At 70.3% G+C, this 26,511-nt stretch carries 26 protein-coding genes and 1 other RNA gene; 14 read left to right on the top strand and 13 right to left on the bottom strand.

What is annotated here, in order from left to right; all coding sequences use genetic code 11:
- Positions 1–13: 13 nt before the first annotated feature.
- Positions 14–1,423 carry a tRNA (N6-isopentenyl adenosine(37)-C2)-methylthiotransferase MiaB gene (gene miaB, locus LCHO_RS02935; RefSeq protein ID WP_012345621.1) on the top strand — a complete coding sequence of 470 codons (1,410 nt, stop codon included), beginning with the start codon at positions 14–16 and terminating at the stop codon, positions 1,421–1,423.
- Positions 1,424–1,433: 10 nt separating this feature from the next.
- Entirely contained in the window at positions 1,434–2,357 is a 924-nt protein-coding gene (locus tag LCHO_RS02930) for an MBL fold metallo-hydrolase (protein WP_012345620.1), read from the top strand.
- 26 nt (positions 2,358–2,383) lie between these two features.
- Here LCHO_RS02930 and LCHO_RS02925 read toward each other — a convergent pair whose 3' ends face one another.
- Positions 2,384–2,665, bottom strand: a complete 282-nt coding sequence (locus tag LCHO_RS02925) for a hypothetical protein (protein WP_012345619.1) — start codon at positions 2,663–2,665, stop codon at positions 2,384–2,386.
- Positions 2,666–2,795: 130 nt separating this feature from the next.
- Between LCHO_RS02925 and hemA the strand changes: the two genes are divergently transcribed.
- The 6 genes from hemA to LCHO_RS02895 all read left to right on the top strand — a co-directional run bounded on the left by hemA (position 2,796) and on the right by LCHO_RS02895 (position 7,982).
- Positions 2,796–4,103: a glutamyl-tRNA reductase gene (gene hemA / locus LCHO_RS02920; protein ID WP_012345618.1), complete on the top strand. Its 1,308-nt coding sequence runs from the start codon at positions 2,796–2,798 to the stop codon at positions 4,101–4,103.
- 98 nt (positions 4,104–4,201) lie between these two features.
- On the top strand, positions 4,202–5,284 hold the full coding sequence (gene prfA, locus LCHO_RS02915) for a peptide chain release factor 1 (protein ID WP_012345617.1): 1,083 nt from the start codon (positions 4,202–4,204) through the stop codon (positions 5,282–5,284).
- Complete coding sequence (gene prmC / locus LCHO_RS02910; protein ID WP_012345616.1) at positions 5,281–6,123, top strand: peptide chain release factor N(5)-glutamine methyltransferase; 843 nt, start codon at positions 5,281–5,283, stop codon at positions 6,121–6,123. The genes prfA and prmC overlap by 4 nt, the downstream gene beginning before the upstream one ends.
- Before the next feature lie 160 nt (positions 6,124–6,283).
- On the top strand, positions 6,284–6,964 hold the full coding sequence (locus tag LCHO_RS02905; RefSeq protein ID WP_012345615.1) for a hypothetical protein: 681 nt from the start codon (positions 6,284–6,286) through the stop codon (positions 6,962–6,964).
- A gap of 123 nt (positions 6,965–7,087) precedes the next feature.
- Complete coding sequence (grxD, locus tag LCHO_RS02900) at positions 7,088–7,399, top strand: Grx4 family monothiol glutaredoxin (protein WP_012345614.1); 312 nt, start codon at positions 7,088–7,090, stop codon at positions 7,397–7,399.
- A 4-nt stretch (positions 7,400–7,403) separates the two neighbouring features.
- Positions 7,404–7,982 carry a UbiX family flavin prenyltransferase gene (locus LCHO_RS02895; protein WP_012345613.1) on the top strand — a complete coding sequence of 193 codons (579 nt, stop codon included), beginning with the start codon at positions 7,404–7,406 and terminating at the stop codon, positions 7,980–7,982.
- Between the two features lie 25 nt (positions 7,983–8,007).
- Here LCHO_RS02895 and LCHO_RS02890 read toward each other — a convergent pair whose 3' ends face one another.
- The gene (locus tag LCHO_RS02890; protein WP_012345612.1) at positions 8,008–8,679 is read right to left on the bottom strand and encodes a lytic transglycosylase domain-containing protein; all 672 of its coding nucleotides are present in this window, start codon (positions 8,677–8,679) and stop codon (positions 8,008–8,010) included.
- Positions 8,680–8,759: 80 nt separating this feature from the next.
- Entirely contained in the window at positions 8,760–10,505 is a 1,746-nt protein-coding gene (locus LCHO_RS02885; protein WP_012345611.1) for a proline--tRNA ligase, read from the bottom strand.
- Between the two features lie 102 nt (positions 10,506–10,607).
- On the opposite strand from LCHO_RS02885, the gene LCHO_RS02880 reads away from it, so the two are divergent.
- Positions 10,608–11,219, top strand: coding sequence for an RNA pyrophosphohydrolase (locus LCHO_RS02880; RefSeq protein WP_012345610.1), 612 nt, complete (start codon positions 10,608–10,610; stop codon positions 11,217–11,219).
- A gap of 5 nt (positions 11,220–11,224) precedes the next feature.
- Here LCHO_RS02880 and LCHO_RS02875 read toward each other — a convergent pair whose 3' ends face one another.
- The 4 genes from LCHO_RS02875 to LCHO_RS21915 form a co-directional block, all read right to left on the bottom strand.
- Positions 11,225–12,199: a DMT family transporter gene (locus tag LCHO_RS02875; protein ID WP_012345609.1), complete on the bottom strand. Its 975-nt coding sequence runs from the start codon at positions 12,197–12,199 to the stop codon at positions 11,225–11,227.
- A 98-nt stretch (positions 12,200–12,297) separates the two neighbouring features.
- Positions 12,298–12,626: RNase P RNA component class A (gene rnpB, locus LCHO_RS22490), an RNA gene on the bottom strand.
- 50 nt (positions 12,627–12,676) lie between these two features.
- Positions 12,677–14,371, bottom strand: coding sequence for a TRAFs-binding domain-containing protein (locus LCHO_RS02870; protein WP_012345608.1), 1,695 nt, complete (start codon positions 14,369–14,371; stop codon positions 12,677–12,679).
- A 31-nt stretch (positions 14,372–14,402) separates the two neighbouring features.
- A complete protein-coding gene (locus tag LCHO_RS21915) occupies positions 14,403–15,020 on the bottom strand; it encodes a glycoside hydrolase family 108 protein (protein ID WP_012345607.1) in 618 nt (205 codons plus the stop codon).
- A 130-nt stretch (positions 15,021–15,150) separates the two neighbouring features.
- On the opposite strand from LCHO_RS21915, the gene LCHO_RS02860 reads away from it, so the two are divergent.
- The gene (locus tag LCHO_RS02860) at positions 15,151–15,903 is read left to right on the top strand and encodes a hypothetical protein (RefSeq protein WP_012345606.1); all 753 of its coding nucleotides are present in this window, start codon (positions 15,151–15,153) and stop codon (positions 15,901–15,903) included.
- Between the two features lie 10 nt (positions 15,904–15,913).
- Here LCHO_RS02860 and lysC read toward each other — a convergent pair whose 3' ends face one another.
- Both lysC and LCHO_RS02850 read right to left on the bottom strand, forming a co-directional pair.
- The gene (gene lysC / locus LCHO_RS02855) at positions 15,914–16,234 is read right to left on the bottom strand and encodes an Rz1-like lysis system protein LysC (protein ID WP_012345605.1); all 321 of its coding nucleotides are present in this window, start codon (positions 16,232–16,234) and stop codon (positions 15,914–15,916) included.
- Positions 16,231–16,746, bottom strand: a complete 516-nt coding sequence (locus LCHO_RS02850) for a hypothetical protein (RefSeq protein ID WP_012345604.1) — start codon at positions 16,744–16,746, stop codon at positions 16,231–16,233. Before LCHO_RS02850 ends, lysC begins: the two co-directional genes overlap by 4 nt.
- A 245-nt stretch (positions 16,747–16,991) precedes the next feature.
- Between LCHO_RS02850 and LCHO_RS02845 the strand changes: the two genes are divergently transcribed.
- Together LCHO_RS02845 and amaB are read left to right on the top strand one after the other, a co-directional pair.
- On the top strand, positions 16,992–18,149 hold the full coding sequence (locus LCHO_RS02845) for a saccharopine dehydrogenase family protein (RefSeq protein WP_012345603.1): 1,158 nt from the start codon (positions 16,992–16,994) through the stop codon (positions 18,147–18,149).
- A 30-nt stretch (positions 18,150–18,179) separates the two neighbouring features.
- Positions 18,180–19,700, top strand: coding sequence for an L-piperidine-6-carboxylate dehydrogenase (amaB, locus tag LCHO_RS02840; RefSeq protein WP_012345602.1), 1,521 nt, complete (start codon positions 18,180–18,182; stop codon positions 19,698–19,700).
- Positions 19,701–19,732: 32 nt separating this feature from the next.
- On the opposite strand, the gene LCHO_RS02835 is transcribed toward amaB, so the two are convergent.
- Genes LCHO_RS02835 through LCHO_RS02820 form a run of 4 tightly spaced genes read right to left on the bottom strand, consistent with a single transcriptional unit; the run spans position 19,733 to position 24,470 of the window.
- The gene (locus LCHO_RS02835; protein ID WP_012345601.1) at positions 19,733–20,707 is read right to left on the bottom strand and encodes an ABC transporter permease; all 975 of its coding nucleotides are present in this window, start codon (positions 20,705–20,707) and stop codon (positions 19,733–19,735) included.
- Positions 20,700–21,803: an ABC transporter permease gene (locus LCHO_RS02830; protein WP_012345600.1), complete on the bottom strand. Its 1,104-nt coding sequence runs from the start codon at positions 21,801–21,803 to the stop codon at positions 20,700–20,702. Before LCHO_RS02830 ends, LCHO_RS02835 begins: the two co-directional genes overlap by 8 nt.
- A complete protein-coding gene (locus LCHO_RS02825; protein WP_012345599.1) occupies positions 21,800–23,440 on the bottom strand; it encodes an ABC transporter ATP-binding protein in 1,641 nt (546 codons plus the stop codon). The genes LCHO_RS02830 and LCHO_RS02825 overlap by 4 nt, the downstream gene beginning before the upstream one ends.
- Before the next feature lie 10 nt (positions 23,441–23,450).
- The gene (locus LCHO_RS02820; protein WP_012345598.1) at positions 23,451–24,470 is read right to left on the bottom strand and encodes a BMP family lipoprotein; all 1,020 of its coding nucleotides are present in this window, start codon (positions 24,468–24,470) and stop codon (positions 23,451–23,453) included.
- A gap of 252 nt (positions 24,471–24,722) precedes the next feature.
- Here LCHO_RS02820 and LCHO_RS02815 point away from each other — a divergent pair, with 252 nt between their 5' ends.
- Together LCHO_RS02815 and LCHO_RS02810 are read left to right on the top strand one after the other, a co-directional pair.
- Entirely contained in the window at positions 24,723–25,964 is a 1,242-nt protein-coding gene (locus LCHO_RS02815; RefSeq protein WP_012345597.1) for an acetate/propionate family kinase, read from the top strand.
- A 42-nt stretch (positions 25,965–26,006) separates the two neighbouring features.
- Entirely contained in the window at positions 26,007–26,504 is a 498-nt protein-coding gene (locus LCHO_RS02810; protein ID WP_012345596.1) for an Ig-like domain-containing protein, read from the top strand.
- Positions 26,505–26,511 lie beyond the last annotated feature (7 nt).

The raw sequence follows: 26,511 nt of genomic DNA, 5'->3' as shown, positions 1-26,511 counted from the left end.
CGAGGCGCTTTCCATGCACACCCCCACCCTCACTTCCACCCCGACTACCGCCACGTCCGTGGTCGACGACACGGCGCCCGCCGCATCCGGCAAGAAGGTCTACATCCGCACCTTCGGCTGCCAGATGAACGAATACGACTCGGACAAGATGTCCGACGTCATGGCCGCCGCCGAGGGCTACACGCCCACCGACGACCCGGAGCAGGCCGACCTGATCCTGTTCAACACCTGCTCGGTGCGCGAGAAGGCGCAGGAAAAGGTCTTCAGCGACCTCGGCCGCGTCAAGCACCTCAAGGCCCGCGGCGTGCTGATCGGCGTGGGCGGCTGCGTGGCCAGCCAGGAAGGCGCGGCGATCATCGAGCGCGCACCGTATGTCGACGTGGTGTTCGGCCCGCAGACGCTGCATCGCCTGCCGCAGATGCTGGCGCAGCGCGCCCGTCAAGGCCGTCCACAGGTCGACATCAGCTTCCCCGAGATCGAGAAGTTCGACCACCTGCCACCCGCCAAGGTCGACGGTGCGGCGGCGTTCGTGTCGATCATGGAAGGCTGCAGCAAGTACTGCTCGTACTGCGTCGTGCCCTACACGCGCGGCGAGGAGTTCAGCCGGCCGTTCGACGAGGTGCTGACCGAGGTCGCCGGACTGGCCGACCAGGGCGTCAAGGAAGTGACGCTGCTGGGCCAGAACGTCAACGCCTACCGCGGCCGGATGGGCGACACGTCGGACATCGCCGACTTCGCCACGCTGCTCGAATACGTGCACGAGATCCCCGGCATCGAGCGCATCCGCTACACCACCAGCCATCCGAACGAGTTCACGCCGGCGCTGATCGAGGCCTACGCCCGCCTGCCCAAGCTGGTCAATCACCTGCACCTGCCGGTGCAGCACGGCTCGGATCGCATCCTGTCGGGCATGAAACGCGGCTACACGGTGCTCGAATACAAGAGCACGATCCGCAAGCTGCGCGCGATCCGCCCCGACATCAGCCTGTCGACCGACTTCATCGTCGGTTTCCCCGGCGAGACCGACGACGACCATGCCCGCACCATGAAGCTGATCGACGACATCGGTTTCGACGCGTCGTTCAGCTTCATCTTCAGCCCGCGCCCCGGCACGCCGGCCGCCGCGCTGCACGACGACACGTCGTACGAGGTCAAGCTCGCGCGCCTGCAGCAGTTGCAGGCGACGATCGAGGACAACGTGCGCCGCATCAGCGAGCGCCGCGTCGGCACGGTGCAGCGCGTCCTGGTCGAAGGCCCGAGCCGGCGCGATCCGAACGAGCTGATGGGCCGCACCGAGTGCAACCGCATCGTCAACTTCGACGGCGGCCCGAACGCGGCGCGGCTGGTCGGTCGGATGATCGACATCCGCATCACGCTGGCCTATCCGCACTCGCTGCGTGGCGAGCCGGTTCTGCGCGACTGACGCCCCCCGCATGCCGGTCGACGCACCCCTGCAGGGCCTGACCGTGCTGGAGCGCGGCTGGCTGTCGTCCAACAACATCCTGCTGCACGGCGCCCCGGGCGAAGGCGCGGTGCTGGTCGACAGCGGCCACTGCGTGCACGCCGCGCAGACGCTGGCGCTGGTCGACCACGCACGACAGGGCGAGACGTTGCGCCTGCTGGTCAACACCCACCTGCATTCGGACCACTGCGGCGGCAACGCCCGCCTGCAGCAGGCCCACGCGGTGCCGGTCCGGGTGCCGCCCGGTCAGGCCGAGGCCGCTCGGGCCTGGGACGAGACGGCGCTGAGCTACCAGCCCACGGGTCAGCGTTGCGAGCGCTTTGCGGTGCACGGCGTGCTGCAACCCGGCACCGCACTGACCGTGGGATCGGCGATCTGGCAGGTGATCGCCGCGCCCGGCCATGATCCGCATTCGGTGATGCTGTTCGAGCCCGAACAGGGCGTGCTGCTGTCGGCCGACGCGCTGTGGGAAAACGGCTTCGGCGTGGTCTTCCCCGAGCTCGAGGGCGAGTCGGCCTTCGACGACGTGGCTGCGGTGCTCGACCTGATCGAGCGTCTGCCGGTGCGGCGCGTGGTACCGGGGCACGGCGCGGCGTTCGGCGATGTCAAGACGGCGCTGCAGCGGGCACGTCAGCGGCTTGCGGCGTTCCGCGCCGATCCGGCCCGGCATGCGCGCCACGCCGCCAAGGTGCTGGTCAAGTACCACCTGATGGAAGTGGGCCGGCAGCGCCACGCCGATCTGCTGCGCTGGGCCGAGGCCACGCCGTTGATGGCGAGCACGCAGCAGACCGCGCGTGATCGCGGCAGCCTGCCGGACTGGAGCGAGCAGCTGGTGGCCGAGCTGCTGGCGAGCGGCGCGCTCAGGCAGGTGGACGACTGGGTGCTGGACGCCTGAGCGTCTGCCGGCGCCCGCGCGACGATTCAGCGTCGCCCGGGGCCGAACGCGGCCCACCAGAGGCCGAGTGCATTGGCCAGCACGAGCGCGAAATAGCTGCCGATGCGGCCGTCGCGGCCCGTCACGATCAGGCCGGCCAAGGTGGCCACCACGCCCGCAACCGCGGCGTGCGCGGCCAGGCGCTGCAACGGCACGCCCTTCAACTCGCGTCGCCACAAGGCCTTGGCCAGCAGGGCCGCCAGCGCCGCCACACCGAGCGCAGGCAGGAAGAGGTTGAACAGGTGGCCCAGCGCGTCGAAAAAACCCATCGGATCGGCAGTCGGTCGTCGTTTGTCGGTGCGGTCTGCGGCGGGCCTGCGGCGCCGAACCGGTCGCCGGGGGCAACAGGGTCGCCGGCCTGGCGCCCACCCCGGGAGCGTGCAATCTTACAATCGCGTCATGAGCGTGTTCACCCTCAGCCTGAACCACCACACGGCCCCCGTCGATCTGCGGGGCCGATTTGCGTTCACGCTCGAACAGATTCCGACGGCGCTGCAGGGCCTGCGCGCCGGGCTCGACCGCGCCGCGCCCGAGGCGGCGATCCTGTCGACCTGCAACCGCACCGAGCTCTACATCGCCGCCGACCCGGCGCGCACCTCGCAGCTGGTGGTGCCCGCGCTCGACTGGCTGGCCGCGCACGGCGGTGTCAGCACCGACGACCTGCGCCGCCACACCCACGTGATGGAGCGCCAGGAAGCGGCGCGCCACGCCTTCCGGGTCGCCTCCGGGCTCGACTCGATGGTGCTGGGCGAGCCGCAGATCCTCGGCCAGATGAAGCAGGCCGTGCGCGAGGCCGACACCGCCGGCACGCTGGGCACGACGCTGCACCAGCTGTTCCAGCGCTCGTTCTCGGTGGCGAAAGAGGTGCGCACCTCCACCGAGATCGGCGCGCACTCGATCAGCATGGCGGCCGCTTCGGTGCGGCTGGCCGGCCAGCTGTTCGAGGACCTGCACAAGATCCGCGTGCTGTTCGTCGGCGCGGGCGAGATGATCGAACTGGTGGCGACCCACTTCGTCGCCAAGGCGCCCAGGCACGTGACGATCGCCAACCGCACGCTCGAACGGGGTGAAAAACTCGCGTCGCACTTCGGTGCCGAGGCCATGCGGCTGGCCGACCTGCCGGCGCGGCTGCACGAGTTCGACGCGGTGATCTCCTGCACCGCCAGCACCCTGCCGCTGATCGGCCTGGGCGCGGTCGAACGCGCGATCAAGGCGCGCCGCCGTCGGCCGATGTTCATGGTCGACCTGGCCGTGCCACGCGACATCGAGCCCGAGGTCGGCCAGCTCGACGACGTCTACCTCTACACCGTCGACGACCTGTCCGCGCTGGTGCAGAGCGCCGGCGAGAAGCGCCAAGCCGCGGTGGCGCAGGCCGAGGCGATCATCGAGTCGGGCGTGCAGAACTTCGTGCACTGGCTGTCGCAGCGATCGACCGTGCCGCTGATCCAGTCGCTGCAGGCCCAGGCCGACGTCTGGCGCAACACCGAGATGGCGCGCGCCCGCAAGCTGCTGGCGCGGGGCGCCGACGTCGACGAGGTGCTCGAGGCGCTGTCACGCGGCCTGACGCAGAAGATGCTGCACGGCGCGCTGGCCGAACTGCACAACGCCGACACGCAGCAGCGCGCGCACACCGCCGAGGTGGTGTCGCGGCTGTTCCTGCGCGGCGAAAGCCGCCGCGGCAAGGCCGAGCCGGCCGGCGAGATCTAGCGCCGCTGGCCGAGACAGGGTGGCCATGCGCCGCCCGGCCGCCCCTTCGGCACGTCCGCGTGCGCTGAAGCTTCGATCGACCTCCTCCGGCATCCGACATGACCCCCTTCCTGCGCCAGCAGCTCAGCCGCCAGGCCTTGCGTCTGGCCGAGATCGACGCCGCGCTGGCCGACCCCAAGGTCTGCAGCCAGATCGGCACGCTGCGCAGCCTGAACCGCGAACACGCGCGGGTCTCGGCGCTGGTGGATCGCTGGCAGCGTTACGAGCAGCGCGAGCAGGATCTGGCGGGCGCGCAGGAACTGCTCGACGAGCCCGAGATGGCCGAGCTGGCGCGCGCTGAGATCGGCGCCGCGCAGGCCGATCTCGACCGCCTCGACAGCGAGCTGCTGACCGCGCTGATGCCGCGTGACGCCGACGACGACCGCAACGCCTTCGTCGAGATCCGCGCCGGCACCGGCGGCGAGGAGTCGGCGCTGTTCGCCGCCGATCTGGCGCGCATGTACCTGCGCCACGCCGAGCGGCGCGGCTGGAAGACCGAGCTGATGAGCGAGAGCGTGTCCGACCTCGGCGGCTACAAGGACGTGGTGCTGCACATCATCGGCGACGCGGTGTTCGAGGCGCTGAAGTACGAATCCGGCGGCCACCGCGTGCAACGCGTGCCGGCCACCGAGGCGCAGGGTCGCATCCACACCAGCGCCTGCACGGTGGCCGTGCTGGCCGAGGCCGACGAGGCCGAGGAGGTGTCGCTGAATCCGGCCGAGCTGCGCATCGACACCTACCGCGCCAGCGGCGCCGGCGGCCAGCACATCAACAAGACCGACTCGGCGGTGCGCGTCACCCACCTGCCGACCGGGCTGGTGGCCGAGTGCCAGGACGACCGCTCGCAGCACCGCAACAAGGCGCGCGCGCTGGCCGTGCTGGCTGCGCGCCTGCGCGATCGCGTGCGCCAGGAACAGGCCGCCAAGGACGCCGCGGCACGCAAGAGCCTGATCGGCAGCGGCGACCGCAGCGACCGCATCCGCACCTACAACTTCCCGCAAGGCCGCCTGACCGACCACCGCATCAACCTGACGCTCTACAAGCTCGGCGCGGTGCTGGAGGGCGATCTCGACGAGGTGATCGGCGCGCTGCAGGCCGCGCACGCGGCCGAGCAGCTGGCCGAGCTGGAGACGCAGGCGTGACGTCGCCCGCGCCGACGATCGGTCAGGCCCTGGCCCAGGCGCGCGACGCCGGCCTGGCGCGGCTGGACGCCCAGCTGCTGCTCGGCCACGTCTGCGGCCTCAGCCGCACCGGCCTGCTCACCAACGACGATCAGGTGCTGCCCGCCGCCCAGCTGGCGCGCTGGCAACAGCTGCTGGCGCGCCGACTGGCCGGCGAGCCGGTGGCGTATCTGACCGGCCGGCACGAGTTCCACGGCCTGACCCTGCACATCACGTCCGACGTGCTCGACCCGCGGCCCGACACCGAGACGCTGGTCGACTGGGGCCTGGAGCTGCTCGCACGGCTGGGCCGGCCGGCCCGCGTGCTCGACCTCGGCACCGGCAGCGGCGCGATCGCGCTGGCGATCAAGCACCGCTGCCCGTCGGCGCAGGTCAGCGCGGTCGACTTCAGCGCGGCGGCGCTGGCGGTGGCAAGGGCCAACGGCGCGCGGCTGAACCTCGACGTCGACTGGCAGCCCGGCAACTGGTTCGAGAACCTGGCCGGCCAGCGCTTCGACCTGATCCTGAGCAACCCGCCCTACATCGCCGAGGACGACCCGCACATGCCGGCGCTGCGACACGAGCCGCGCCAGGCGCTGGTGTCCGGTGCCGACGGCCTGGACGACATCCGCAGCCTCGTCAGGCAGGCGCCGCAGCACCTCGTCGCCGGTGGCTGGCTGCTGCTCGAGCATGGCCACGATCAGGGTGTGGCGGTGCAGGACCTGCTGCGCAGCACGGGCTATCGCGAGGTCGATCGGCGCCTCGATCTGGCCGACCACGTCCGCTGCAGCGGCGGGCAGTGGCCAGCAGCGGGCAACTGAACGACGTGCAGCCCGTCGCGGGCTCGCTGGTGCGAACCGTGTCACCCGGTCTTGCAAACAGTTGAAACAACGCGGCGCAGACACAACGCAGCGACGCCGTCGGCAGGCGTAGCATCGATTCGACAAACGCGGCTGATCACGGCCGCTTCAGGAGGTCGACATGGCGGTGTTTTCCGTGTTCAGCAACCTCGCGCGAGTTCGCTGCGGCAACCCGACCGCGCAAGCGGCGTCGGCCCGGTCGGGGGCCCCGACAGCCGTGATGGTGACGGCCACCTTGATGGCGTGCATCGGCGCCGCGCACGCCAGCGACAACGACCGCCTGCGCCTGTCGAGCGCAGGCCCGGGCAGCCTGCGGGTGGAGGGCAGCCTCTGGGGCGCACGCTTCGATCTGCGCCCGCCAGCGTCCAGCGACGACGGCACCACGCTGCGACGCTCGGGCTGGCAACTGCTGGGCGACTACCACTTCAGGACGATCGGCGGCCTGCGTGCAACCGGCGGCCTGCTCGGTTCGTCGACCCGGCCGGCCGCGCTGACGCCGAGCCTGCCGGGGGCCAGTCGCCTGCAGATGCGTCACGGCACCCCCCCGGGGCTGGGCGAGATGGCGGCCAGCGGGCGGCTGTGGCAAGGCGAAAGCGAGGCCAGCACCGCCACCTACCTGGGCCTGGGCTACAGCATCGGCAACCCCGCGCAGGGCTGGGGGCTGTCGGCCGACCTGGGCCTGCGGGCATCTCGCGAGACGGCCGACGTCAGGCTGGGCCAGAGCGACAACACCGGTGCGGACTGGCCGCAGACGCTGCGCCTGCGGCCGATGCTGCAGTTCGGCGTGTCGTACTCGTTCTGACGTCGACGTGCGCGCACCGCACCGGCGCGGTGCGACAAATTGGCCCCTGGCCCGCAGCGGCAGTCCGCTTTCGCTTATAAACCCGGGATCGCGGCACCCGCCGCTTGACCACGTCCCTGAACCATGACCACTGCTCAAACCCGCATCGACGAACTCGTCAAATCGCACCCCGTGGTGCTGTTCATGAAGGGCACGGCCCAGTTCCCGATGTGCGGCTTCTCCGGCCGCGCGATCCAGATCCTGAAGGCCTGCGGCGTCAGCGACCTGACCACCGTCAACGTGCTCGAGGACGACGGCATCCGCCAGGGCATCAAGGAATACGCCAACTGGCCGACCATCCCGCAGCTCTACGTCAAGGGCGAGTTCGTCGGCGGCTCGGACATCATGATGGAGATGTACCAGGCCGGCGAACTGCAAGAGCTGCTGAAGGCCTGAGCGCTTGAGCGCAGCAACCTCGCGCCCCCGCCTGGTGGTCGGCATCACCGGCGCATCGGGTGCGATCTACGGCGTGCGGCTGCTGGACCGGGCCCGCGCACTCGGCGTCGAAACCCACCTGGTCGTGACTTCGGCCGGCGTGCTCAACGTGCACCACGAAATGGGCCTCGGCCGCGCCGAACTCGAGGCCCGGGCCGATCACCACCACTCGCCCGGCGAAGTCGGCGCCTGCATCGCCAGCGGCAGCTTCAGCACCGAGGCGATGGTGATCGCGCCCTGCTCGATGAAGACGCTGGCGGCGGTGGCGCACGGTTTCGGCGACAACCTGCTGTCACGCGCGGCCGACGTTACGCTCAAGGAACGCCGCCGCCTGGTGCTGATGGTGCGCGAGACGCCCTTCAACCTGGCCCACCTGCGCAACATGGTGGCCGCCACCGAGATGGGCGCGATCGTCTTCCCGCCGCTGCCGGCCTTCTATCACCGGCCGCAGAGCATCGACGAACTGGTCGACGAGACGGTCGAGCGGGTGCTGCAGATCAGCGGCATCGGTCAGGCGAGCCCGAAAGCCTGGGCCGGGCTCTGATCGCGTCGGGCGCGGCTCCGCTGCGTCAGCGTGCCGCGTTGGCCGTGTCCGCGGCAGCAGTGCCGGCCGTGCGCAGGCCGTCGTCCGGATGCATCCAGCGCTTGCGCGCACCCAGCACCATCGTCGGATAGGGCGCCTGGCCCCGGCTGCCGTTGTAGCGGCCCAGTGCCATGAACAGGTCGCCTCGCTCACGGTCGAGGTAGTGCCGCAGGATCACGCAGCCGAAGCGCAGATTGGTCTGCAGATGGAACAGCCGGCTGGCGTCGCCATCACCGATCAGGCGGGCCCAGAACGGCATCACCTGCATGTAGCCGCGCGCGCCGGCGCTCGAGATCGCGTACTTGCGAAAACCGCTCTCGACCTCGACCACACCGAGCACCAGCGACGGGTCGAGCCCGGCGCGCCGGCTCTCGTACCAGAGCGTCTCGAGAAACTCGCGCCGCACGTCGAAATCGGGTTTGCGCCGCACCAGCCGTTGACCGGTGGTGCCAAGCCAGCGCAGGTACGCCAGGCGCTGCTCGATCTGCGCAAACTCCAGCCGCGGCGGGGCGCTGTCGGCCACCGCCGCCGACAAGGCGCTGCGCACCGCATCGGCCAGCGGCTCCTCGGCCTGGCGACCGGCCTGCGCCAGCGCGGGCCACAGACCCAGGCCGGCGGCACCGCCAGCGAGCAAGCGGGCCGACGAGGCCGCCGACATCAGTCCGGCCAGCAAGGTCGCCCGTCGCAGCGGATCAGGCCGCTGCGTGGACTCGGGCCGGGCAAGCCTGCGCATGCGGATCAGGACCGCAGACGGCCCTTCACGAACGCAGCCACCTCGGCGGCGGGCACGGTGCTGGCCGCCTCGTCGCAGCGCCCCTGGTACTCGACCTGGCCGGCCTTCAGGCCGCGGTCCGAGATCACCACCCGGTGCGGCACGCCGATCAGTTCCCAGTCGGCGAACATCGCGCCGGGGCGTTCGCCGCGGTCGTCGAGCATGACGTCGATGCCGGCCGCCTGCAGTTCGTCGTGCAAGGCATCGGCGGCGGCCTTGACCTCGGCCGAGCGGTCGTAGCCGATCGGGCAGACCACCACCGTGAACGGCGCGATCGCATCGGGCCACAGGATGCCGCGGGCGTCGTGCTTCTGCTCGATCGCCGCACCCAGGATGCGCGTCACGCCGATGCCGTAGCAGCCCATCTCCATGAACTGCGGCTTGCCGTTTTCATCGAGGTAGGTGGCGTTCATCGCCTTCGAATACTTGGTGCCGAGGAAGAACACGTGGCCCACCTCGATGCCGCGCTGGATCGCCAGCACGCCCTGGCCGTCGGGCGACGGATCGCCTTCGACGACGTTGCGGATGTCGGCCACCGCGTCGGGCTCGGGCAGGTCGCGGCCCCAGTTGATGCCGGTGAGGTGGAAGTCGATCTCGTTGGCGCCGCAGATGAAATCGGCCATCTGCGCCACCGTGCGGTCGGCGATCACCTTGACCGGCTTCTTCAGGCCGATCGGGCCCAGGTAACCCGGCTTGCAGCCGAAGTGCGACTCGATCTCGGCCACGGTCGCAAAGCGGAAGCCGGCTTTCAGGCCGTCGACCTTGCCGACCTTGACCTCGTTCATGTCGTGGTCGCCACGCACCAGCAGCAGCCAGACGGTGGTCTTGGCGACGTCACCGGCTTCGTTGAGTTCGTCGGTGGCGAGCACCAGCGACTTGACCGTGCGCGCCAGCGGCAGGTTCAGCAGCTGGGCCACGTCGGCACAGGTGCTCTTGCCCGGCGTGGGCGTCTTGGCCATCGACTCGGTGGCCGCGCCGCGCTCGGCGATCAGCGACACGGCTTCGGCCAGCTCGATGTTGGCGGCGTAGTCGCTGGTCGGGCAGTAGACGATCGCGTCCTCACCGGTGTCGGCGATGACCTGGAACTCGTGCGACAGGTCGCCGCCGATCGCGCCGGTGTCGGCCGCCACGGCGCGGTACTGCAGGCCGAAGCGGTCGAAGATGCGCTTGTAGGCCGCAAACATCGCGTCGTAGCTCCTGGCTGCGCTGGCGGCGTCACGGTCGAAGGAATACGCGTCCTTCATCGTGAACTCGCGCCCGCGCATGATGCCGAAGCGCGGCCGGCGCTCGTCGCGGAACTTGGTCTGGATGTGATAGAAATTCTTCGGCAGCTGCTTGTAGCTGCGCAGCTCCTGGCGGGCGATGTCGGTGACGACCTCTTCGCTGGTCGGCTGGATGATGAAGTCGCGGTCGTGGCGATCCTTGACGCGCAGCAGCTCGGGGCCCATCTTGTCGAAGCGGCCGGTTTCCTGCCAGAGCTCGGCCGGCTGCACCACCGGCATCAGCAGCTCGACGGCGCCGGCGCGGTTCATCTCCTCGCGGATGATGGCCTCGACCTTGCGGATCACCCGCAGGCCCATCGGCATGTAGTTGTAGATACCGGCACCGAGCCGTTTGATCATTCCCGCGCGCATCATCAGTTGATGGCTTTTGACTTCGGCGTCGGCGGGCGCTTCCTTCAGCGTGGCGATGAAGAACTGGGAGGCTTTCATGGGGGTCCGGGTCTGCACACCGCCCCGCTCAGGATATTGCCGGGGTTGCGCCGCACTGGGCCGGTGCAATAATGACTTCAACTTGAAAATTGAGGTCTGATTATGCTCGACCGTGAAGGCTTCCGGCCCAACGTCGGCATCATCCTGCTCAACCAGCGGAGCGAGGTGTTCTGGGGCAAACGCATCCGGACGCACTCCTGGCAGTTTCCGCAGGGCGGCATCAAACATGGTGAATCGCCAGAGCAGGCGATGTTTCGCGAGCTCCACGAAGAAGTGGGCTTGTTCCCCGATCACGTTCGCATCATTGCGCGCACCCGCGACTGGCTGCGTTACGAGGTACCCGACCACTTCATACGCCGCGACGCACGCGGCCACTACAAGGGCCAGAAGCAGATCTGGTTCCTGCTGCAGCTCACCGGTCGTGACTCCGACATGAACCTGCGCGCCACCGATCACCCCGAGTTCGACGCCTGGCGCTGGCACGACTACTGGGTACCGCTGGAAGTGGTGATCGAGTTCAAGCGCAACGTCTATCAGATGGCGTTGACCGAACTCGCGCGCTACGTGCCGCGGCCCAACCACCACAACCGCTACCTGCGCAGCGGCATGCGGGCGCACCGGCGCGACGAGGGCAGCGAGCACAACGACCACCTCGACCCGACCGGCCCGCACGATGCCGGGGCTTCCGTTTCGGAGCCCAAGCAGGCCGAATAGATCGCTCAGCTGCGCCGGTTCAGCAGGCTCAAGCCGACACCCACGCCACCGAGTCCCAGCAGCAAGGCGGCCGTGACCGGCTCGCCCAGCAATCCACCGGCGAACAGCGTGCCGAACACCGGCGACAGGAACACGAAGGCCTGCACCTTGGTGGCCGCGTAGCGCGTCAGCAGCCAGAACCACAGCAGGTAGCTGGCGAAGGTGACGATCACCGCCTGATAGAACAGCGAGCCCCAGGCCAGCAGACTCCACTGCCCGGACTGCGCGAAGGCATCGGTGTGGCCGGCCACCATGGCGGCCAGAGGCGACAGCAGCGCGGCCACGCCGAGCTGATAGGCCAGCGTCAGCTCCGAGCGCGCACTGCGCAGCGACGACAGCCGGATCACCACCGTCGTCAGCCCCCACAACACGGCGCCCAGCAGGATCAGCGCGTCGCCCAGCCACGAGCCGCCGCTGCCGGCGTCGCCGAAGGCCAGCGCGATGGACGCGAACGCCAGCACCAGCCCGGCGATCTGCAGCGGCCGCAGGCGTTCGGCCGGCAGCATGGCGGCCAGGACGATCGCGACGATGAACGGCGAGGTGTTGATGAACACCACCGCGCGGGCGGCGGTGGTGAACTGCAGGCCGACGAAGACGCAGCCGAACTCCAGCGCGAACAGCAGGCCGCACAACAGGCCGGGCCACAAGGTGCCGTCACGCGGCGACCAGCCGACGCCACGCATGCGCATCCAGGCCAGCACCAGCAGGAAGGCCACGATGCTGCGCACCGACAGCTGGGCGAGCGACGGCACCTCGGGCATCGCCGCCTTGATCGCCACCTGGTTCAGGCCCCACAGCACGCAGCACAGCAGGAGCAGCAGCACGGCTCGGCCGTCGAGGTGGCTGGCGCGCACGCGCTCGGTGGCCTCGGCCGTGATCGGGCCTGCTGAAGGCAAAACGCCGCTGGCCACGGTGGCTTGGTGGGACAGGTCTTGGCTCATGGGGGCGCGATGGTAGTTCGACCGTCGTGCGATGGCGCACGCCCCGACGACAGCACGGCCGCCCGTGATCCCGGTGGTTCAGCCGGTGTCAATGAAAAGTGTGAAGCAAGCCGATAGGCCGGATTCTGTGCAGCAGACGATCCCGAAAGACCCCCCGCCGTGACCGCCATTCCTCTGGGCCGGGGGTCGCCCACCCGGCTCGATGCCACCTACCCGCCAGCTCAGCGAGCCGCTTCAATGCTGGCCTATTTGGTGTTGCTGCGCGTAGAGATTGCCCGTTTCACCCGGACTGAACCGGCTCGTCTCTGTTGCTCTGATCCGCACCTCGCGGTGGAGAGGTGTTACCTCCTACGCTGCTCTGTGCAGTCCGGACCTTCCTCCAGTGCCACCTTTCGGATCCGGCACCAGCGGCGGTCTGGCTTGCTTCACGGCGCGGATTGTCCCACGCGCGCCGGGGCAGGCCGGCGCGCACCCCGCTCAGCGGGCGTGCATCGCCGCGATCAGCGTATTGATCGCCAGTCCCTCGTTGGCCGCGTAGGTGCCGGGCTGGCCGTTCAGGCGCGGCATGCCGAACTTGCCGCCCTTGTGATGCAGGGCGATCACCTCCCAGGCGGTCGCGTTGAACACCGGGCTGCCGGAGCTGCCGCCCTCGGTGGGCGCGCGGTAGTGCACGCGGCAGACGCCGGGGATCTGCGGCTGGCCGCCGTCCGGGCCTTCGTGGTCGAGCAGTTCGTTGTCCTGGAACGAGAACGACAGCTCGCGCCCGCCCGGATAACCGACCACATAGACCTGCGGCGCATCGGCCGAAGCCCCTGCTGCTGATGCATCCGCCACTGCGACAGGCCGTGGCGGCAGCTCGCTGGCGATGACCAGCGGCGCGATGTCGGCCACCGGCGTGGACAGGCGCAGCAGGCTGGCGTCATGCTGGTCGGGCGGCGAACTCCACAGCAGCTCGGACACCGTGTAGACCCGGCCCGGATCGGCGGCCTCGAACACCACCTCGGCCGCCGCCGGCTTGATGCCCGGCGACGCGCCGTTGGCGTTGACGACGTGGAAGTTGGTCAGCACCAGCAGTTCCTCGCCCGGCGTCAGCCCGAAATCGGCCGCGCGCACCAGGAAACCGGTGCCCAGCCGCCGGCCGAGCTTCTGGCGGATCACCGCCACGCTGCGCGCACTCTCGAGCCCGGCGCGCCACCAAGCGAAGGTCTGCGGCCCCTGCGTGCCGAGCACGGCCTCGAGCTGGCCGGCCTCGGGCGGCGGCGCGCTGCGCAGGCTCTGCAGCTGGCCGGACGACATCTCCAGCCCGCCGCCGGGCAGCTGCAACAGGCGGGCGCGCAGGATCTGGGGCAGGTTGCGGGCCCTGTTCGCCGCCGGATCGAAGCCCCGCGCCGCCGGCCTCGCATCGTCCAGGCCCCACACCTGCGTGAACTGGCGCAGCGTGCTGGCGATCTGGAATGCCGCCGTGCCCGGCGCGCTCACGTACGCGTGCAACTGGCGCTCCAGCTCGTCCATGTGCCCGGCATCGAGACCGAGGCCCAGCCGGGCCTCGGTGAGGGTCGACAGATACCACTTGTCGCGCTCGGCCACCGGCACGGCTTCGAGCGTGGCCACCAGTTCGGCGGCCAGTTCGGCAGGTTGGAGATCCGGTGCCACGCGCAGCCCCACGCTGCGCGCGCGGCTGAGCAGCGCCAGCAGGTTGACGCCCTGCCAGGCGTTGGCGCGCCGGTTCTCCTCGTAGGGACGGCGATAGGCCGCGATCGCCTGCTTGAGCGCCTCGCGGGCGCCCGCGCTCGACGTGTCGCCGGCGTCGAAGAAGATCTGCTTGTAGGCGCGCCCGAGCAGGCCGGTGGCTTCGGCGTGTTCGGGGTGATCCTTGGCCAGCCGCGCGGCCAGCGGCTTGAGCAGGTCGATCGCCGCACTGGCCTTGCCGCTGTCGATCAGGTACTGGGCGTAGAGCCGGCGGTTGCGCGCGTCCTTCGGGTCGACGCGGCTGACGGCCTCGGCCAGCCGGCCCATCAGGTCGAGCTCGCGCACGTTGCGCAGCGCCTCGACCTGGTGTTTGGCCTGCGCCAGTTCGTCGGCATCGGGCCGCTGCGCGAGGCGGCGCAGCGAGGCGGTGGCCTGTTCGCGCAGGCGATCGAGATCGGGGGAGTCGGCGGTGGAGGTGCTCATCGGTGGATTCCCGGTTGGACGGCGGACGGCATCACGGCAGGTCGTAGTCCGGGTCCTCGCCGAAATCGGGCACCTTGGCCACGTAGCCGGCGTCGCCGAAATCGAGCGGCACATCGGCCTCGAAGCCCGGCAGGCCGATCTGCTTGCGCAGCGCGTTGAGGCGATTCATCCAGCCCTTCTGGAACACCGCCAGCTTGGCATTGCGCGCCACCAGCGTGCGGTAGTAGGACTCGCGGATGTCGCAATACGCCGCCAGCGCCGTGCCCAGATCGGCGCGTTGCACGCGGCCGAGCGTGCCCGGGCCGAAATCCCCGTCCACCCCCGCCCCCACCGCCTGCTGCAGGAAGCGCACCGAGCGGCCCACGCCCATGTTGACCGCGGTGTCGAACTGCACCTGATCGAGCGCCGTCGGCAGCACGTCGCAGCGCGGCGGCAGCCAGTAGCCGGCTTCGTAGATGGCCTGCATCTCGGCATCGGCGAGCTGGCGCACATCGCGCGCGGCCAGGCCCTGGCGGGCGCGCCAGGCGTCGTAGACCTTCTGCGTCACCCCCTTGTTGGTGGCACCGCCCGGATCGGCCGGATGATTCACGTAGCCGCCCTCCCAACGCAGGATGAACGGCAGACTCTGGAGATAGGCGGCGGACGGCATGGTGTGACTCCTCGGCGCCGCGGGGGCGCCCTGAAAAGGGATGAACGACACGACGCGCGTGTGCCGGATTGACTTTACTCAGCCGCATCGCCCTGTTCAAATTTTTCACATCCAATTGAAGGAGAGACCCATGAGCCAGCCCGTTTCCCGTGACTTCGTGATGATGCTGGCGCTGCCCGACAGCGGCCCGGCCTTCGAGTCCGCCGTGACGGAGATCGCCTACTCCGACCAGCGCGAGGCGGTGGCGGTGGGCGCCCAGATCGCCGAATTCGGCCCGACCGTGACACCCGAACTGCGCGCCGCCGTGGCCGACAGCCTGCTGCTCGCGCAGCTGGCGGCCAACAAGGCGGCCGGCGACCAGGGCGACGTGATCGCCTGGTACCGCAAGTACGTCGAGGTGCTGCAGGGCGTGGGCTGGCTGGTGCACGACATGGAGTTCCAGTCGCAGGAACTCGCCCAGATCGACGGCGACATGCACACCGCCATCATCCCGGTCATCACCGCCATGCTCGGGCCGGCCGCGGCGGCTGCGTCGGTGGTGATCGCGGTGCTCAAGGGCCTGCAGGAAATGGACAAGGACAACCCCTGGATCACCGTCTTCGACCGCGCCAGCCAGCACGCCAGCGGCGCCAAGTTCCAGCTCGGCTTCGTCGATGCCGACGCCCAGGGCAACCCCGAGATCAAGCTGATGGCGCTGGCGATCGACGCGCAGCGCAGCGTCACGCAGGTGCTGTTCTTCAAGTTCTCCGACCAGTCCACCACGCTGCGCCGTGCCGAGAGCACGCTCAAGTCGCAGCGCGCGCGGCTCGACAGCATCAAGGGCGCGGTGTCGCAGCGCGTGCAGCCCTTCCTGACGGACTACATCAGCAAGATCGAGATCTGAGCGGCGCGCGTCACTGGCGCGCTTTCAGCGCCGCGTCCAGTTCCTTGAGCCGGGCGTTGTGACGCTCGACCTCGCTGCGGCAGAGCGTCACCGCCTTCATCAGGCTGTCGTGATCGGCGGCGCAGCGCACCAGCGCCTGCCGGTCCGCCAGGTGCACCTGCAGCAGCTCGCCATAGGTCGTGCCGTCCTTCAGGCGCTGGGGGGCATCGCAGGCCTGCAGCAGCGCGGCGGGCACCTCGCACTGCACGGCGTCCGGCACCACCGGCACATGGGTCGTCGTGCAGGCGGCCAGCGGCGCGAGTGCGGCCAGCCAGAGCATGTTTGTCTTCATGGTTGCCCCAGCACGCTGTTGAGGGTGAGCAGGTGGCTCTCCGGCACCGCCACGGCTTCGCAGCGGATGCCTTCCTGGCGGCTCTGCAGCCTGGCGTCCATTTCGGCCAGCTGCTGCTCCTTCAGGCGCAAGGCCTCGCGCTGCGCGCCGGTGGCGGTGGCCATTTCCTTGCGGGTCTGATCGAGCTGCGCGGCAATGTTCTGACGCTCACCCCCCAGCGCGGCGATGCGGGCGTTGGCACGGCCGAGGCTGCCGCTCAGCTCGCGCTTCTGCGCCTCGAAGCCGGCGGTCAGCTCCTTGAGCCTGGCGGCGTGTTCGTCGGCCAGCAGCTTGAGCTGCTCGTCGATGCGTTTCTGGGTCGCTTCCGAATCGGACTGGGCGATCTGGCCGGTCTGGTTGATGGCGGCGATCTCGGCGCGCACCTTCTCCAGGTCGCCGGAGCCCCAGCGATACCCCAACCAGCCCCCGAGGACCAGCGCCAGCAGCATGAATGCGACGCGTATGTAGACCATGGCACCTCCTGTTCCTGTCCCGCGGCCCGATTGTCGCGGCCAGACTCGCATGATCGGCAAGCCGACGCAAGCCGCCGGAAGTCACTCGCCAGGCCGCACCCAGGCCGGCCTGTGCGGACTGTCAGCCGCACCGATCGAAACGGCAGGATCGGCCGCCGATCGCGCGTTCTGCAGGCTACCGTCCACCAGACGCCGCTCCTAACATCGGCATCACAAGGCCGCGGCCGCTGCTCGGGAGTCGTCAGATGGACACGTCCGGACTTCGCAAGGTGCTGGTGCTGGGCGCCGGCAAGGTCGGCAGCACGATCGCCGACATGCTGATCGATGCCTCGGGGCCGGATCAGGGCCTCGCCGTGACGCTGGCCGACCGGCTCGATCCCGCCGTGGCGCCTGACGACGCGCCGATCAAGCCCATCCACCTCGACGTCGAGGACAGCTACGCCCTGACCGCTGCGCTGCGCGCGCACCAGGTCGTCATCAACGCGCTGCCGTTCTACCTGGCCACGCGGGTCGCCCTGGCCGCCGCGCAGGCGCAGGTGCACTACTTCGACCTGACCGAAGACATCGCCGCCACCACCACCATCCGCCAGATCGCCGCCACGGCGCCCTCGCTGCTGATGCCGCAATGCGGCCTGGCGCCGGGTGTGATCGGCATGCTCGGCGGCCACCTCGCGGCGCGTTTCGACGAGCTCTACGACCTGCGCCTGCGCGTGGGCGCGCTCACGCGCAACGCCACCAACAGCCTGCGCTACAACTTCACCTGGAGCATCGACGGCGTCATCAACGAATACTGCAACCCCTGCCAGGCCATCGTGCACGGCGAGCTGACCACCGTGCAGCCGCTCGAAGGCCACGAGACCTTCACGCTCGACGCCGAGGCCTTCGAGGCCTTCAACACCTCGGGCGGACTGGGCACGCTGTGCGAGACGCTGCGCGGGCGGGTGCGCAACCTCGACTACAAGACCATCCGCTACCCCGGCCACCGCGACGCGATGGCCTTCCTGCTGCACGACCTGCGCCTGATCGAGCGGCGCGACCTGCTGCGCCAGGTGCTCGAACACGCCGTGCCGCACAGCCGCGAGGACGTCGTCATCGTGTTCGCCTCCGCCGCCGGCCGCCGCCAGGGCCGCTTCGAGCAGGAGACCCGGCTGGCGCGCATCTTCGGCGCGCCGCTGCGCGGCGTCGATCGCACCGCCATCGAGCTGAGCACCGCCGCCGGCGTGGTCGGCCTGTTCGAGCTGCTGCGCGCGGGCAAGCTGCCGCGTGCGGGTTTTGTCGGCCAGGAACAGGTCGGGCTGGGCGATTTCCTGCACACCCGCGTCGGCCACTACTACGCCGCTCTCGCCGACCCCGGCAGCCGCGCGGCCAACGACCCGATCGGTTTCACGCCCGTGCAAGCGTGAAAGCGTGAGGCGAGACCGGAGGATCGACCCATGCGCGCCCACCCGATCGCCCCGCCATCGGACCTGCTCGACCGCTGCGGCCTGCGCGCCGACGAATGCACCGGCGGCACGCTGCGCGTGACGTCACCGATCGACGGCAGCGAACTCGCCCGCCTGCACGAGACGCCGCTGGCCGAGCTGCCCGGCCTGCTCGACCGCGCCCAGGCCGCCTTCAAGATCTGGCGCGAAGTGCCGGCGCCGGCACGCGGCGAACTCGTGCGCCTGTGGGCCGACGAGCTGCGCGCGGCCCGCAACGACATCGGCGCGCTCATTACGCTGGAGGTCGGCAAGATCGTCGAAGAAGGCCGCGGCGAGGTGCAGGAAGGCATCGACATCTGCGAGTTCGCGCTCGGCCTGTCGCGCCAACTCTACGGCCGGACCATCGTCTCCGAGCGGCCCGGCCACCGCATCGTCGAGCAGTACCACCCGCTCGGCCCGGTGGCGGTGATCACGGCGTTCAACTTCCCGAGCGCAGTGTTCGCCTGGAACGCCGCGCTGGCGCTGGTCTGCGGCGATCCGGTGATCTTCAAGCCGTCCGAGAAGGCGCCGCTGTCGGGCCTGGCCACCTTCAAGGCCCTGCAGCGCGCCGTCGCCCGTTTCGGCGAACGGGCACCGGACGGGCTGGCGCAGATCGTCATCGGCGGCGCGGCTCACGGCGAGGCGCTGGTCGACAGCCGCGCCGTCGCGCTGGTTTCGGCCACCGGCTCGACGCGCATGGGCCGCGCCGTCGGCCCGCGCGTGGCGGCACGTTTCGGGCGCCGCATCCTCGAGCTCGGCGGCAACAACGCGATGATCGTCACGCCCGCCGCCGACCTCGATCTGGCGCTGCGCGCGATCCTGTTCTCGGCCGTCGGCACCGCCGGCCAGCGCTGCACCAGCCTGCGGCGGCTGATCGTGCATCGCTCGGTCAAGCAGGCCCTGCTCGACCGGCTGCTGCCGGCCTGGGCCAGCCTGCAGATCGGCGACCCGCGAGCCGCCGACACGCGCGTCGGCCCGCTGATCGACCGCGCTGCCGGGCAGGCGATGCAGCAGGCCATCACCGAGGCACAGGCGCAGGGCGGGCGGCTGCTGACCGGCGGCGAGCCGATGCTGGCCGAGCGCTTCCCGACCGCCTGCTACATGCGCCCGGCGATCGTCGAGATGCCCGCGCAGACCGAGGTGGTGCAGCGCGAAACCTTCGCCCCGCTGCTCTACCTGATGGACTACGAACAGCTCGACGACGCGATCGCGCTGCACAACGCGGTGCCGCAGGGCCTGTCGTCCTGCATCTTCTCGAACGACCTGCGCGAGGTCGAGCGCTTCATCGGCGCCAGCGGTTCGGACTGCGGCATGGCCAACGTCAACATCGGCCCCAGCGGCGCCGAGATCGGCGGCGCCTTCGGCGGCGAGAAGGAAACCGGCGGCGACCGCGAAAGCGGCTCCGACGCCTGGAAGCAGTACATGCGGCGCAGCACCAGCACCATCAACCATTCGCGCGAACTGCCGCTGGCGCAGGGCATCCGCTTCGATTGACAGCGTGTGCGGCCGGGCGCGCCGGCGCGCGTTCAGCGCTCCTTGCTGAAAGCCCGTCCGAGCGCAGCCGGCGACTCGGCGCGGCCGAAGAAACCCGCCAGCAGCACCACCGTCAGCAGATACGGCAGCGCCTGGATCAGCTCGACCGGCACCGCACCGATGCCCGGCAGCTCGATGCCCTGCAGGCGGATCGCCGTGGCGTCGAGCAGCCCGAACAGCAGGCAGGCCCAGAACGCGCGCACCGGATGCCAGTGGCCGAACACCATCGCCGCCAGCGCCATGAAACCGCGCCCAGCGCTCATGCCGGGCGTGAAGCTGGCGTTCTGCGCCAGCGTCAGAAAGGTGCCGCCGATGCCGCACAGCAGGCCCGCCAGCATCACCGCGCGGTAACGCAGCCACACCACCGAGATGCCGGCGGCGTCGACCATCGCCGGGTTTTCACCCACCGCGCGCAGGCGCAGGCCGAAGCGGGTGCGGTACAGGCCCCACCAGACCAGCGGCACCGAACCGAAGGCGAACCACGTCAGCAGGTTGTGATTGAGCAGGCCCTCGGCGATGAAGGGGCCGATGAACGGCAGCTCCTGCGCGGCCCGTGCGGCATCGGGGAACAGCGTCGTGAAGCGGCCTTCGGGCGGCACGTCGGGCGTGCGGCCGCCGCGCTGGAACCAGTGCAGGCCCAGCACCGCCGTCAACCCGAGCGCGATGATGTTGAGCGCCACGCCGGAGACGATCTGGTCGCCCTTGAAGGTGATGCAAGCCAGCCCGTGCACCAGCGCCAGCGAGACGCTAACCGCCATCGCCACCGCCAGCGCAGCCCAGGCCGGCGCGCCCAGCGCTCCCGCGGCCGCGGCGGCAAAGGCGCTGGCGAGCAGCTTGCCTTCGAGGCCGATGTCGATCACGCCGGCACGTTCGCTCAGCACCCCGGCCATCGCGCACAGGATCAGCGGCACGCTGATGCGCAAGGTGGCGCCCAGCACCGAGGCGAGGATCAGGACAATGTCATCCATGGCGAGGCCCCAGCCAGCCCCAGATACGCTGCAGCAGCGGGCGCAGCATCAGCGCCAGCGCGCCGCAGAACAGCACCACCAGGCCCTGCACGGCGGTGACCATGTCGCGCGTGAAGGCGGGGATCTCGAACGCCAGCTCCGAGCCGCCCTGCGCCAGCGCGCCGAACAGCAGCGCCGCCAGCACGATGCCGCCCGGGTGGTTGCGGCCCATCAGCGCCACCGCGATGCCGGTGAAACCGGCGCCGGCCACGAAGTCGAGCAGCAGCCGGTGGTGCACGCCGCTGACCTCGTTGACGCCCACGCCGCCGGCCAGCGCGCCCGACAGCATCAGCGCGATCACGGTCAGGCGCTGCGGCTTGAAGCCGGCGTAGTGCGCGGCGTCGGGCGCATCGCCGAGCGCGCGCAGCGCGTAGCCGAGCCGGGTGTGCCACAGCAGCAGCCACACGCCCAATGCCGCGAGCAGCGCGAACAGCAGGCTCAGGTTGAGCGGCGTGTCGGGCATCGCAAAGCCCATCAGCGTGGCGAGCTGCTGCGCGCTCGGCAGCTGGCCGGCGGGCGCGAACAGGCGCGTCTCGACCGACGGCGTGCCCGGCGCCTTGATCACGTTGACCAGCAGCCAGACGATCAGCGTGCTGGCCAGGAAGTTGAACATGATGGTCGTGATGACGATGTGGCTGCCCCGGCGCGCCTGCAGCCACGCCGGCACCGCCGCCCAGGCCGCACCGGCCGCGGCGCCGGCGACCACCACCAGCGGCAGCAGCAGCCAGGTGCTCAGGTACGGATCGAGCGCCAGCAGCAGCAGCGCCACGCCCACGCCGCCGAGCGTGGCCTGGCCCTCGCCGCCGATGTTGAAGTGGCCGGCCTGCGCCGCCACCGCCACCGCCAGGCCGGTGAAGATGAAGTTGGTGCTGTAGTAGAGCGTGTAGCCCCAGGCCAGCGGGCTGCCGAAGGCGCCGTCGGCCAGCAGCTTCAGGGCCGCCCAAGGGCTGTGGCCGAGCGCGGCCACCAGCACGCCGGCCGCCAGCATCGCCACGCCCACGTTGAGCAGCGGCAGCAGGCCGACGTCGACCCAGCGCGGCAAAGGCACGACGCTCATCGCCGATCCTCCGCATGGCCTTCGACCGGCGGCAGATCGGGCGCCGACACGTCGTCGCCCGCGCTCACCGTGGAGTCGAAGGCCGAGGTCTCGCTCTGCCCCATGCAGATGCCGATGCGCGCCTCGTCGGCGTCGGCACGCTCGAACTCGCCGGTGATGCGGCCCTGGCACATCACGACGATGCGGTCGGCCAGCGCCAGGATCTCGTCGAGTTCGGTCGACACCAGCAGCACCGCGCAGCCGGCGTCGCGCAGCGCCAGGATGGCGCGGTGGATGGTCTCGATGGCGCCGATGTCGACGCCGCGGGTGGGCTGGCCGATCAGCAGCACGCGTGGCGCGCGTTCGAACTCGCGCGCGATGATCAGCTTCTGCTGGTTGCCGCCCGAAAACTTGGCGCTCGCCAGCTCGACATCGCGCGGGCGCACGTCGAAGGCCTCCATCATCTGGCGGCAGCGGCTGCGCATCAGGCGGTGGTCCATGAAGCCGCTCCAGCGCGGGCCGAGCGCAATCTGCGGGTCGTCCTGATAACCCAGCGCGGCCGATTCCCAGGCCGCGAAACGCAGCACCAGGCCGAGCCGGTGGCGATCCTCGGGCACATGCGCCACGCCCAGCGCACGCAAGGTGTGCGGGTCGGCCGGGTGATGGGCGTCGAAGCGATGCACCGGCTCCAGTTCACGCGCCCCGGTGATCTGCAGGCGGCCCTGCTGCAGCGGCAGCAGGCCACCGAGCAGACCGAGCAGCTCGCTCTGGCCGTTGCCCGAGACACCGGCGATGCCGACGATCTCGCGCGCATGCAGGCGCAGGTCGATGCCGTCGAGCCGCGCCACACCCAGCGCGTCGCGCCAGCCGAGCGAGGCGACGTCGAGCACCGGCTCGCCGCGTTCGACCGGCCGGTGCGCCTCGCCCAGCCGCACCTGGCGGCCGACCATCAGCTCGGCCAGCTCGGCCTCGCTGCAGGCGGCGGTCTCGCGGGTGGCGATGACCTGGCCGGCGCGCATCACCGTGACGCGGTCGGTGATCGCCAGCACCTCTTTCAGCTTGTGCGTGATCAGCAGCACCGTGGTGCCACGTGCCTTCAGCGCGCGCAGCATGCGCATCAGCTGCTCGGTTTCCTGCGGCGTCAGCACGCCGGTCGGCTCGTCGAGGATCAGCACACGCGCGCCGCGGTACAGCGCCTTCAGGATCTCGACCCGCTGCAGCACGCCCACCGGCAGGTCGCGCACGCGCGCATCGGGGTCGACCACGAGGCCGAATTCCTGCGCCAGCCGCAGCACCGCGCGGCGCGCGCGGGCCAGGCTCAGGTCGAGTTGCCAGCCGCCCTCGGCGCCGAGCACGATGTTCTCGAGCACCGTGAAACGCTCCACCAGCATGAAGTGCTGATGCACCATGCCGATGCCCGCGGCGATGGCGTCGTGCGCGCTGCCCAGCGCGAGTGCGCGGCCGTCGATCTCGATGCGGCCGGCGTCGGGCGGGTGCAGGCCGTACAGCACCCCCATCAGCGTCGACTTGCCGGCGCCGTTTTCGCCGATCAGCCCGTGGATGCTGCCGCCCGCCACGTCGAAGGTGACGTCGCGGTTGGCCAACACCGCGCCGAAGCGCTTGTGGATGCCGATCAGGCGGACAGCGGGCGCTGACAAGGTCGGGCGGTCAGTACTTGCAGGCGTTGTCGGCCATGTAGTCGGCCACCTTGATCTTGCCGCCGATGATGTCGGCCTGCGCGGCGTCGAGCTTCTTCCTGACGTCGGCGCTGACCAGCTTGGCGTTGTGCACGTCCATCGCCAGGCCCACGCCGTTTTCCTTCAGGCCGAGCGCCTGGATGCCGGGCTTGAACGTGCCGTCCTTCACCGACCTGGCAATGTTGTAGACCGCCACGTCGACGCCCTTGGTCATGCTGGTCAGCATGGTGCCGGGATGCAGGTGGTTCTGGTTGCTGTCGACGCCGATCGCCAGCTTGCCGGCGTCCTTGGCGGCCTGGTAGACGCCCACGCCGGTGCCGCCGGCAGCGGCGAAGATCACGTCGACACCGCGCGAGAACTGGTTGCGCGCCAGCTCGCCGCCGCGGGTCGGGTCGCTCCAGGCCGCGGGCGTGGTGCCGGTCATGTTGGACAGCAACTCGGCCTTCGGGTTGGCGTACTTGGCGCCCTGCTCGTAGCCGCACTGGAAGCGCCGGATCAGCGGCACGTCCATGCCGCCGACAAAGCCGACCTTGCCGCTCTTGCTGACCAGCACCGCCGCCATGCCGGCCAGGAACGAACCCTCCTGCTCCTTGAACACGACCGACTGCACGTTGGGCAGGTTGACCACCATGTCGACGATCGCGAACTTGAGCTGCGGGAACTCTTTCGCCACCTTCTCGATCGCCGAGGCCTGCGTGAAGCCGACGCCGATGATCGGATTGGCGCCCTTCTGCGCCATGCGGCGGAAGGCCTGCTCGCGCTGGGTGTCGTTCTGGATCTCGAAGTCGAGGTAGGCGCCGCCGGTTTCCTTCTTGTAGCGCTCGATGCCCACGTAGGCGGCTTCGTTGAAGGACTTGTCGAACTTGCCGCCGGCGTCGTAGACCACCGCGGGCTGCGCGGTCTGGGCCAGCGCAACGGCGGGCAGACCGGTCACGGCACCGAGGGTGGCCGCAACGGCCAGGACGACACGACGGGTGGGCAACAGTTTCATGACGGCGAGGCTCCGATGAATGGGTGGACTCATTCTGCAATAGCCATACCCACCCCCGAACCGGGTGTAAGCCCGGGCTCGGGCGTTGTGCAGACTCGCAAGTCTCCGTTCGTCTTCATGCCGGCTTCACGGACCCGCGATCCGCATGAGGCATGCTTCCAGCCGATCGCCTTGTCTTCACGACTTCATGACCCACGTTCCCATGCGCCATCCCTGCCCCGTCGAGCCGTCTGCCTGCACCGGAGCGCACACGTGAGCGACGCCGCCGCCCTCAACACGGTGCTGGTCGTCAACAGCGGCTCGTCCTCGCTCAAGTTCGCGCTCTACCCGCGCAGCACCGGTGACGAGCCGCCGCAGGCGCTGGCGCGTGGCCAGGTCGACGGGCTGCAGCCCGGCGGCACCTTGCAACTGCGACTGCCCGGCCAGGCCGCGCAGGCCCTGGCCCCGGCCGGTGCCGACGGCAACCGCCACGGCGCCGCGCTCGCGGCCCTGCAGGCGCATGTCGACCGCGCCGCGCCGTGGGCACGGGTGCAGGCGGTGGCGCACCGGATCGTGCACGGTGGCCCGCATTACCGCGCGCCGGTGGCACTCGACGATGCGGTGCTGGCGCTGCTGGCCACGCTCGAACCGATGGCGCCGCTGCACCAGCCCTACAACCTGGCGGGCGTGCGGGCGCTGCGCGCGGCGTATCCGAACTGCCTGCAGGTGGCGTGTTTCGACACCAGTTTCCACAGCACGCTGCCGCGCCTCGAACAGCGTTACGCGCTGCCGACCGCGCTGCACGAGCAGGGCCTGCGCCGCTACGGCTTCCACGGCCTGTCGTACCAGAGCGTGATGGGCGCGCTCAAGCGCCGCAGCGACAAGGCGCTCGGCCGCGTCCTGATGGCGCACCTGGGCAGCGGCGCCAGCGCCTGCGCGGCCCAGGGCGGCCTGAGCATCGCCACCTCGATGGGGTTCTCCGCACTCGACGGCCTGGTGATGGGCAGCCGCTGCGGCCAGCTCGACCCCGGCATCGTGCTGCACCTGTGGCGCCAGGGCTGGACCGTGGCCGAGGTCGAGAAGCTGCTGTACCGCGAAAGCGGCCTGGTCGGTGTCTCCGGCCTGAGTGCCGACCTGCGCGAGCTGCGCGCCGCCGCACGCGCCGGCCACACACAGGCGCAGACCGCCATCGACCTATTCGACTACCGCCTGCGCCGCGAGGCCGGCAGCCTGGGCGCGGTGCTGGGCGGGCTGGACCTGCTGGCCTTCACCGGCGGCATCGGCGAACACGATCACGCCACCCGCGCCGAGCTGGTGCACGGCCTCGCCTACCTGGGCGTGCGCCTGGATGCGGCCGCCAACCGGGCCGCAACCGGCGAGGCCATCGCGCCGATCCACGCCGCCGACAGCAGCGCCGAGGTCTGGGTCGTGCCGACCGACGAAGGCCGCGTCGCCGCCGACGCCGCCTGGCATCTGCTCGACAGCCTGCCGGTGGGCCGCACCGCGCTGCTGTAGCCACGTGTCAACCCGGCGGGGTGGCCGGGGGTTGAAGCTGTCATGAACATCGCCCCCGCCGCCGCGCCCGACGCCACGACACACCCGACACACCCGACACACCCGACACACCCGACACACACGAGCCGCCGGCCGGCCTCGTTCTGGCGCCACACCGCAGGCATCGCCTGCCTGGGCCTGGCCGGCGCGCTGGCGGGCTGCGGCGGCGGCATCTACATCGGCATCGACGGCAGCGACGACGATCCGCCGCAGGTCAGCCTGTCGGTCAGCCCGAGCGCGCAGTTCGAGCGCGGCACGATCGACTTGTTCGCCAACGCGAGCGACGACTACGCCGTGCGCCGGGTCGACTTCTACCGCTTCGACAGCCTCAGCCCGGGCGGCCGGCCTGAATGGATCGGCAGCGACTCCGCCTTTCCGTACGAGTTGCGTACGACCCAGCCCGACACCCCTGACGGCGGCGTGAGCTATTCGGCGCGCGCCATCGATGATGTGGGACAAGTCACGGACAGCGCCTGGGTGGTGGTGGATGTCCTGCCCTGATCACCCG

It is taken from the genome of Leptothrix cholodnii SP-6 (assembly GCF_000019785.1).
Lineage (GTDB): Bacteria > Pseudomonadota > Gammaproteobacteria > Burkholderiales > Burkholderiaceae_C > Sphaerotilus > Sphaerotilus cholodnii.
This window is presented reverse-complemented; position numbering and strand designations above follow the sequence as displayed.

Excerpts from the sequence above, each read along its gene's own strand:
- LCHO_RS02925 (WP_012345619.1), bottom strand. The coding sequence starts at position 2,665 with ATGGGTTTTTTCGACGCGCTGGGCCACCTGTTCAACCTCTTCCTGCCT.
- LCHO_RS02875 (WP_012345609.1), bottom strand. The coding sequence starts at position 12,199 with ATGAGCCAAGACCTGTCCCACCAAGCCACCGTGGCCAGCGGCGTTTTG.
- LCHO_RS02845 (WP_012345603.1), top strand. The coding sequence starts at position 16,992 with ATGGACACGTCCGGACTTCGCAAGGTGCTGGTGCTGGGCGCCGGCAAG.
- prfA (WP_012345617.1), top strand. The coding sequence starts at position 4,202 with ATGACCCCCTTCCTGCGCCAGCAGCTCAGCCGCCAGGCCTTGCGTCTG.
- LCHO_RS02850 (WP_012345604.1), bottom strand. The coding sequence starts at position 16,746 with ATGGTCTACATACGCGTCGCATTCATGCTGCTGGCGCTGGTCCTCGGG.
- lysC (WP_012345605.1), bottom strand. The coding sequence starts at position 16,234 with ATGAAGACAAACATGCTCTGGCTGGCCGCACTCGCGCCGCTGGCCGCC.
- LCHO_RS02905 (WP_012345615.1), top strand. The coding sequence starts at position 6,284 with ATGGCGGTGTTTTCCGTGTTCAGCAACCTCGCGCGAGTTCGCTGCGGC.
- miaB (WP_012345621.1), top strand. The coding sequence starts at position 14 with ATGCACACCCCCACCCTCACTTCCACCCCGACTACCGCCACGTCCGTG.
- LCHO_RS02870 (WP_012345608.1), bottom strand. The coding sequence starts at position 14,371 with ATGAGCACCTCCACCGCCGACTCCCCCGATCTCGATCGCCTGCGCGAA.
- amaB (WP_012345602.1), top strand. The coding sequence starts at position 18,180 with ATGCGCGCCCACCCGATCGCCCCGCCATCGGACCTGCTCGACCGCTGC.
- LCHO_RS02835 (WP_012345601.1), bottom strand. The coding sequence starts at position 20,707 with ATGGATGACATTGTCCTGATCCTCGCCTCGGTGCTGGGCGCCACCTTG.
- LCHO_RS02830 (WP_012345600.1), bottom strand. The coding sequence starts at position 21,803 with ATGAGCGTCGTGCCTTTGCCGCGCTGGGTCGACGTCGGCCTGCTGCCG.
- LCHO_RS02930 (WP_012345620.1), top strand. The coding sequence starts at position 1,434 with ATGCCGGTCGACGCACCCCTGCAGGGCCTGACCGTGCTGGAGCGCGGC.
- hemA (WP_012345618.1), top strand. The coding sequence starts at position 2,796 with ATGAGCGTGTTCACCCTCAGCCTGAACCACCACACGGCCCCCGTCGAT.
- LCHO_RS21915 (WP_012345607.1), bottom strand. The coding sequence starts at position 15,020 with ATGCCGTCCGCCGCCTATCTCCAGAGTCTGCCGTTCATCCTGCGTTGG.
- LCHO_RS02860 (WP_012345606.1), top strand. The coding sequence starts at position 15,151 with ATGAGCCAGCCCGTTTCCCGTGACTTCGTGATGATGCTGGCGCTGCCC.
- LCHO_RS02880 (WP_012345610.1), top strand. The coding sequence starts at position 10,608 with ATGCTCGACCGTGAAGGCTTCCGGCCCAACGTCGGCATCATCCTGCTC.
- LCHO_RS02890 (WP_012345612.1), bottom strand. The coding sequence starts at position 8,679 with ATGTCGGCGGCCTCGTCGGCCCGCTTGCTCGCTGGCGGTGCCGCCGGC.
- LCHO_RS02810 (WP_012345596.1), top strand. The coding sequence starts at position 26,007 with ATGAACATCGCCCCCGCCGCCGCGCCCGACGCCACGACACACCCGACA.
- LCHO_RS02885 (WP_012345611.1), bottom strand. The coding sequence starts at position 10,505 with ATGAAAGCCTCCCAGTTCTTCATCGCCACGCTGAAGGAAGCGCCCGCC.
- grxD (WP_012345614.1), top strand. The coding sequence starts at position 7,088 with ATGACCACTGCTCAAACCCGCATCGACGAACTCGTCAAATCGCACCCC.
- LCHO_RS02820 (WP_012345598.1), bottom strand. The coding sequence starts at position 24,470 with ATGAAACTGTTGCCCACCCGTCGTGTCGTCCTGGCCGTTGCGGCCACC.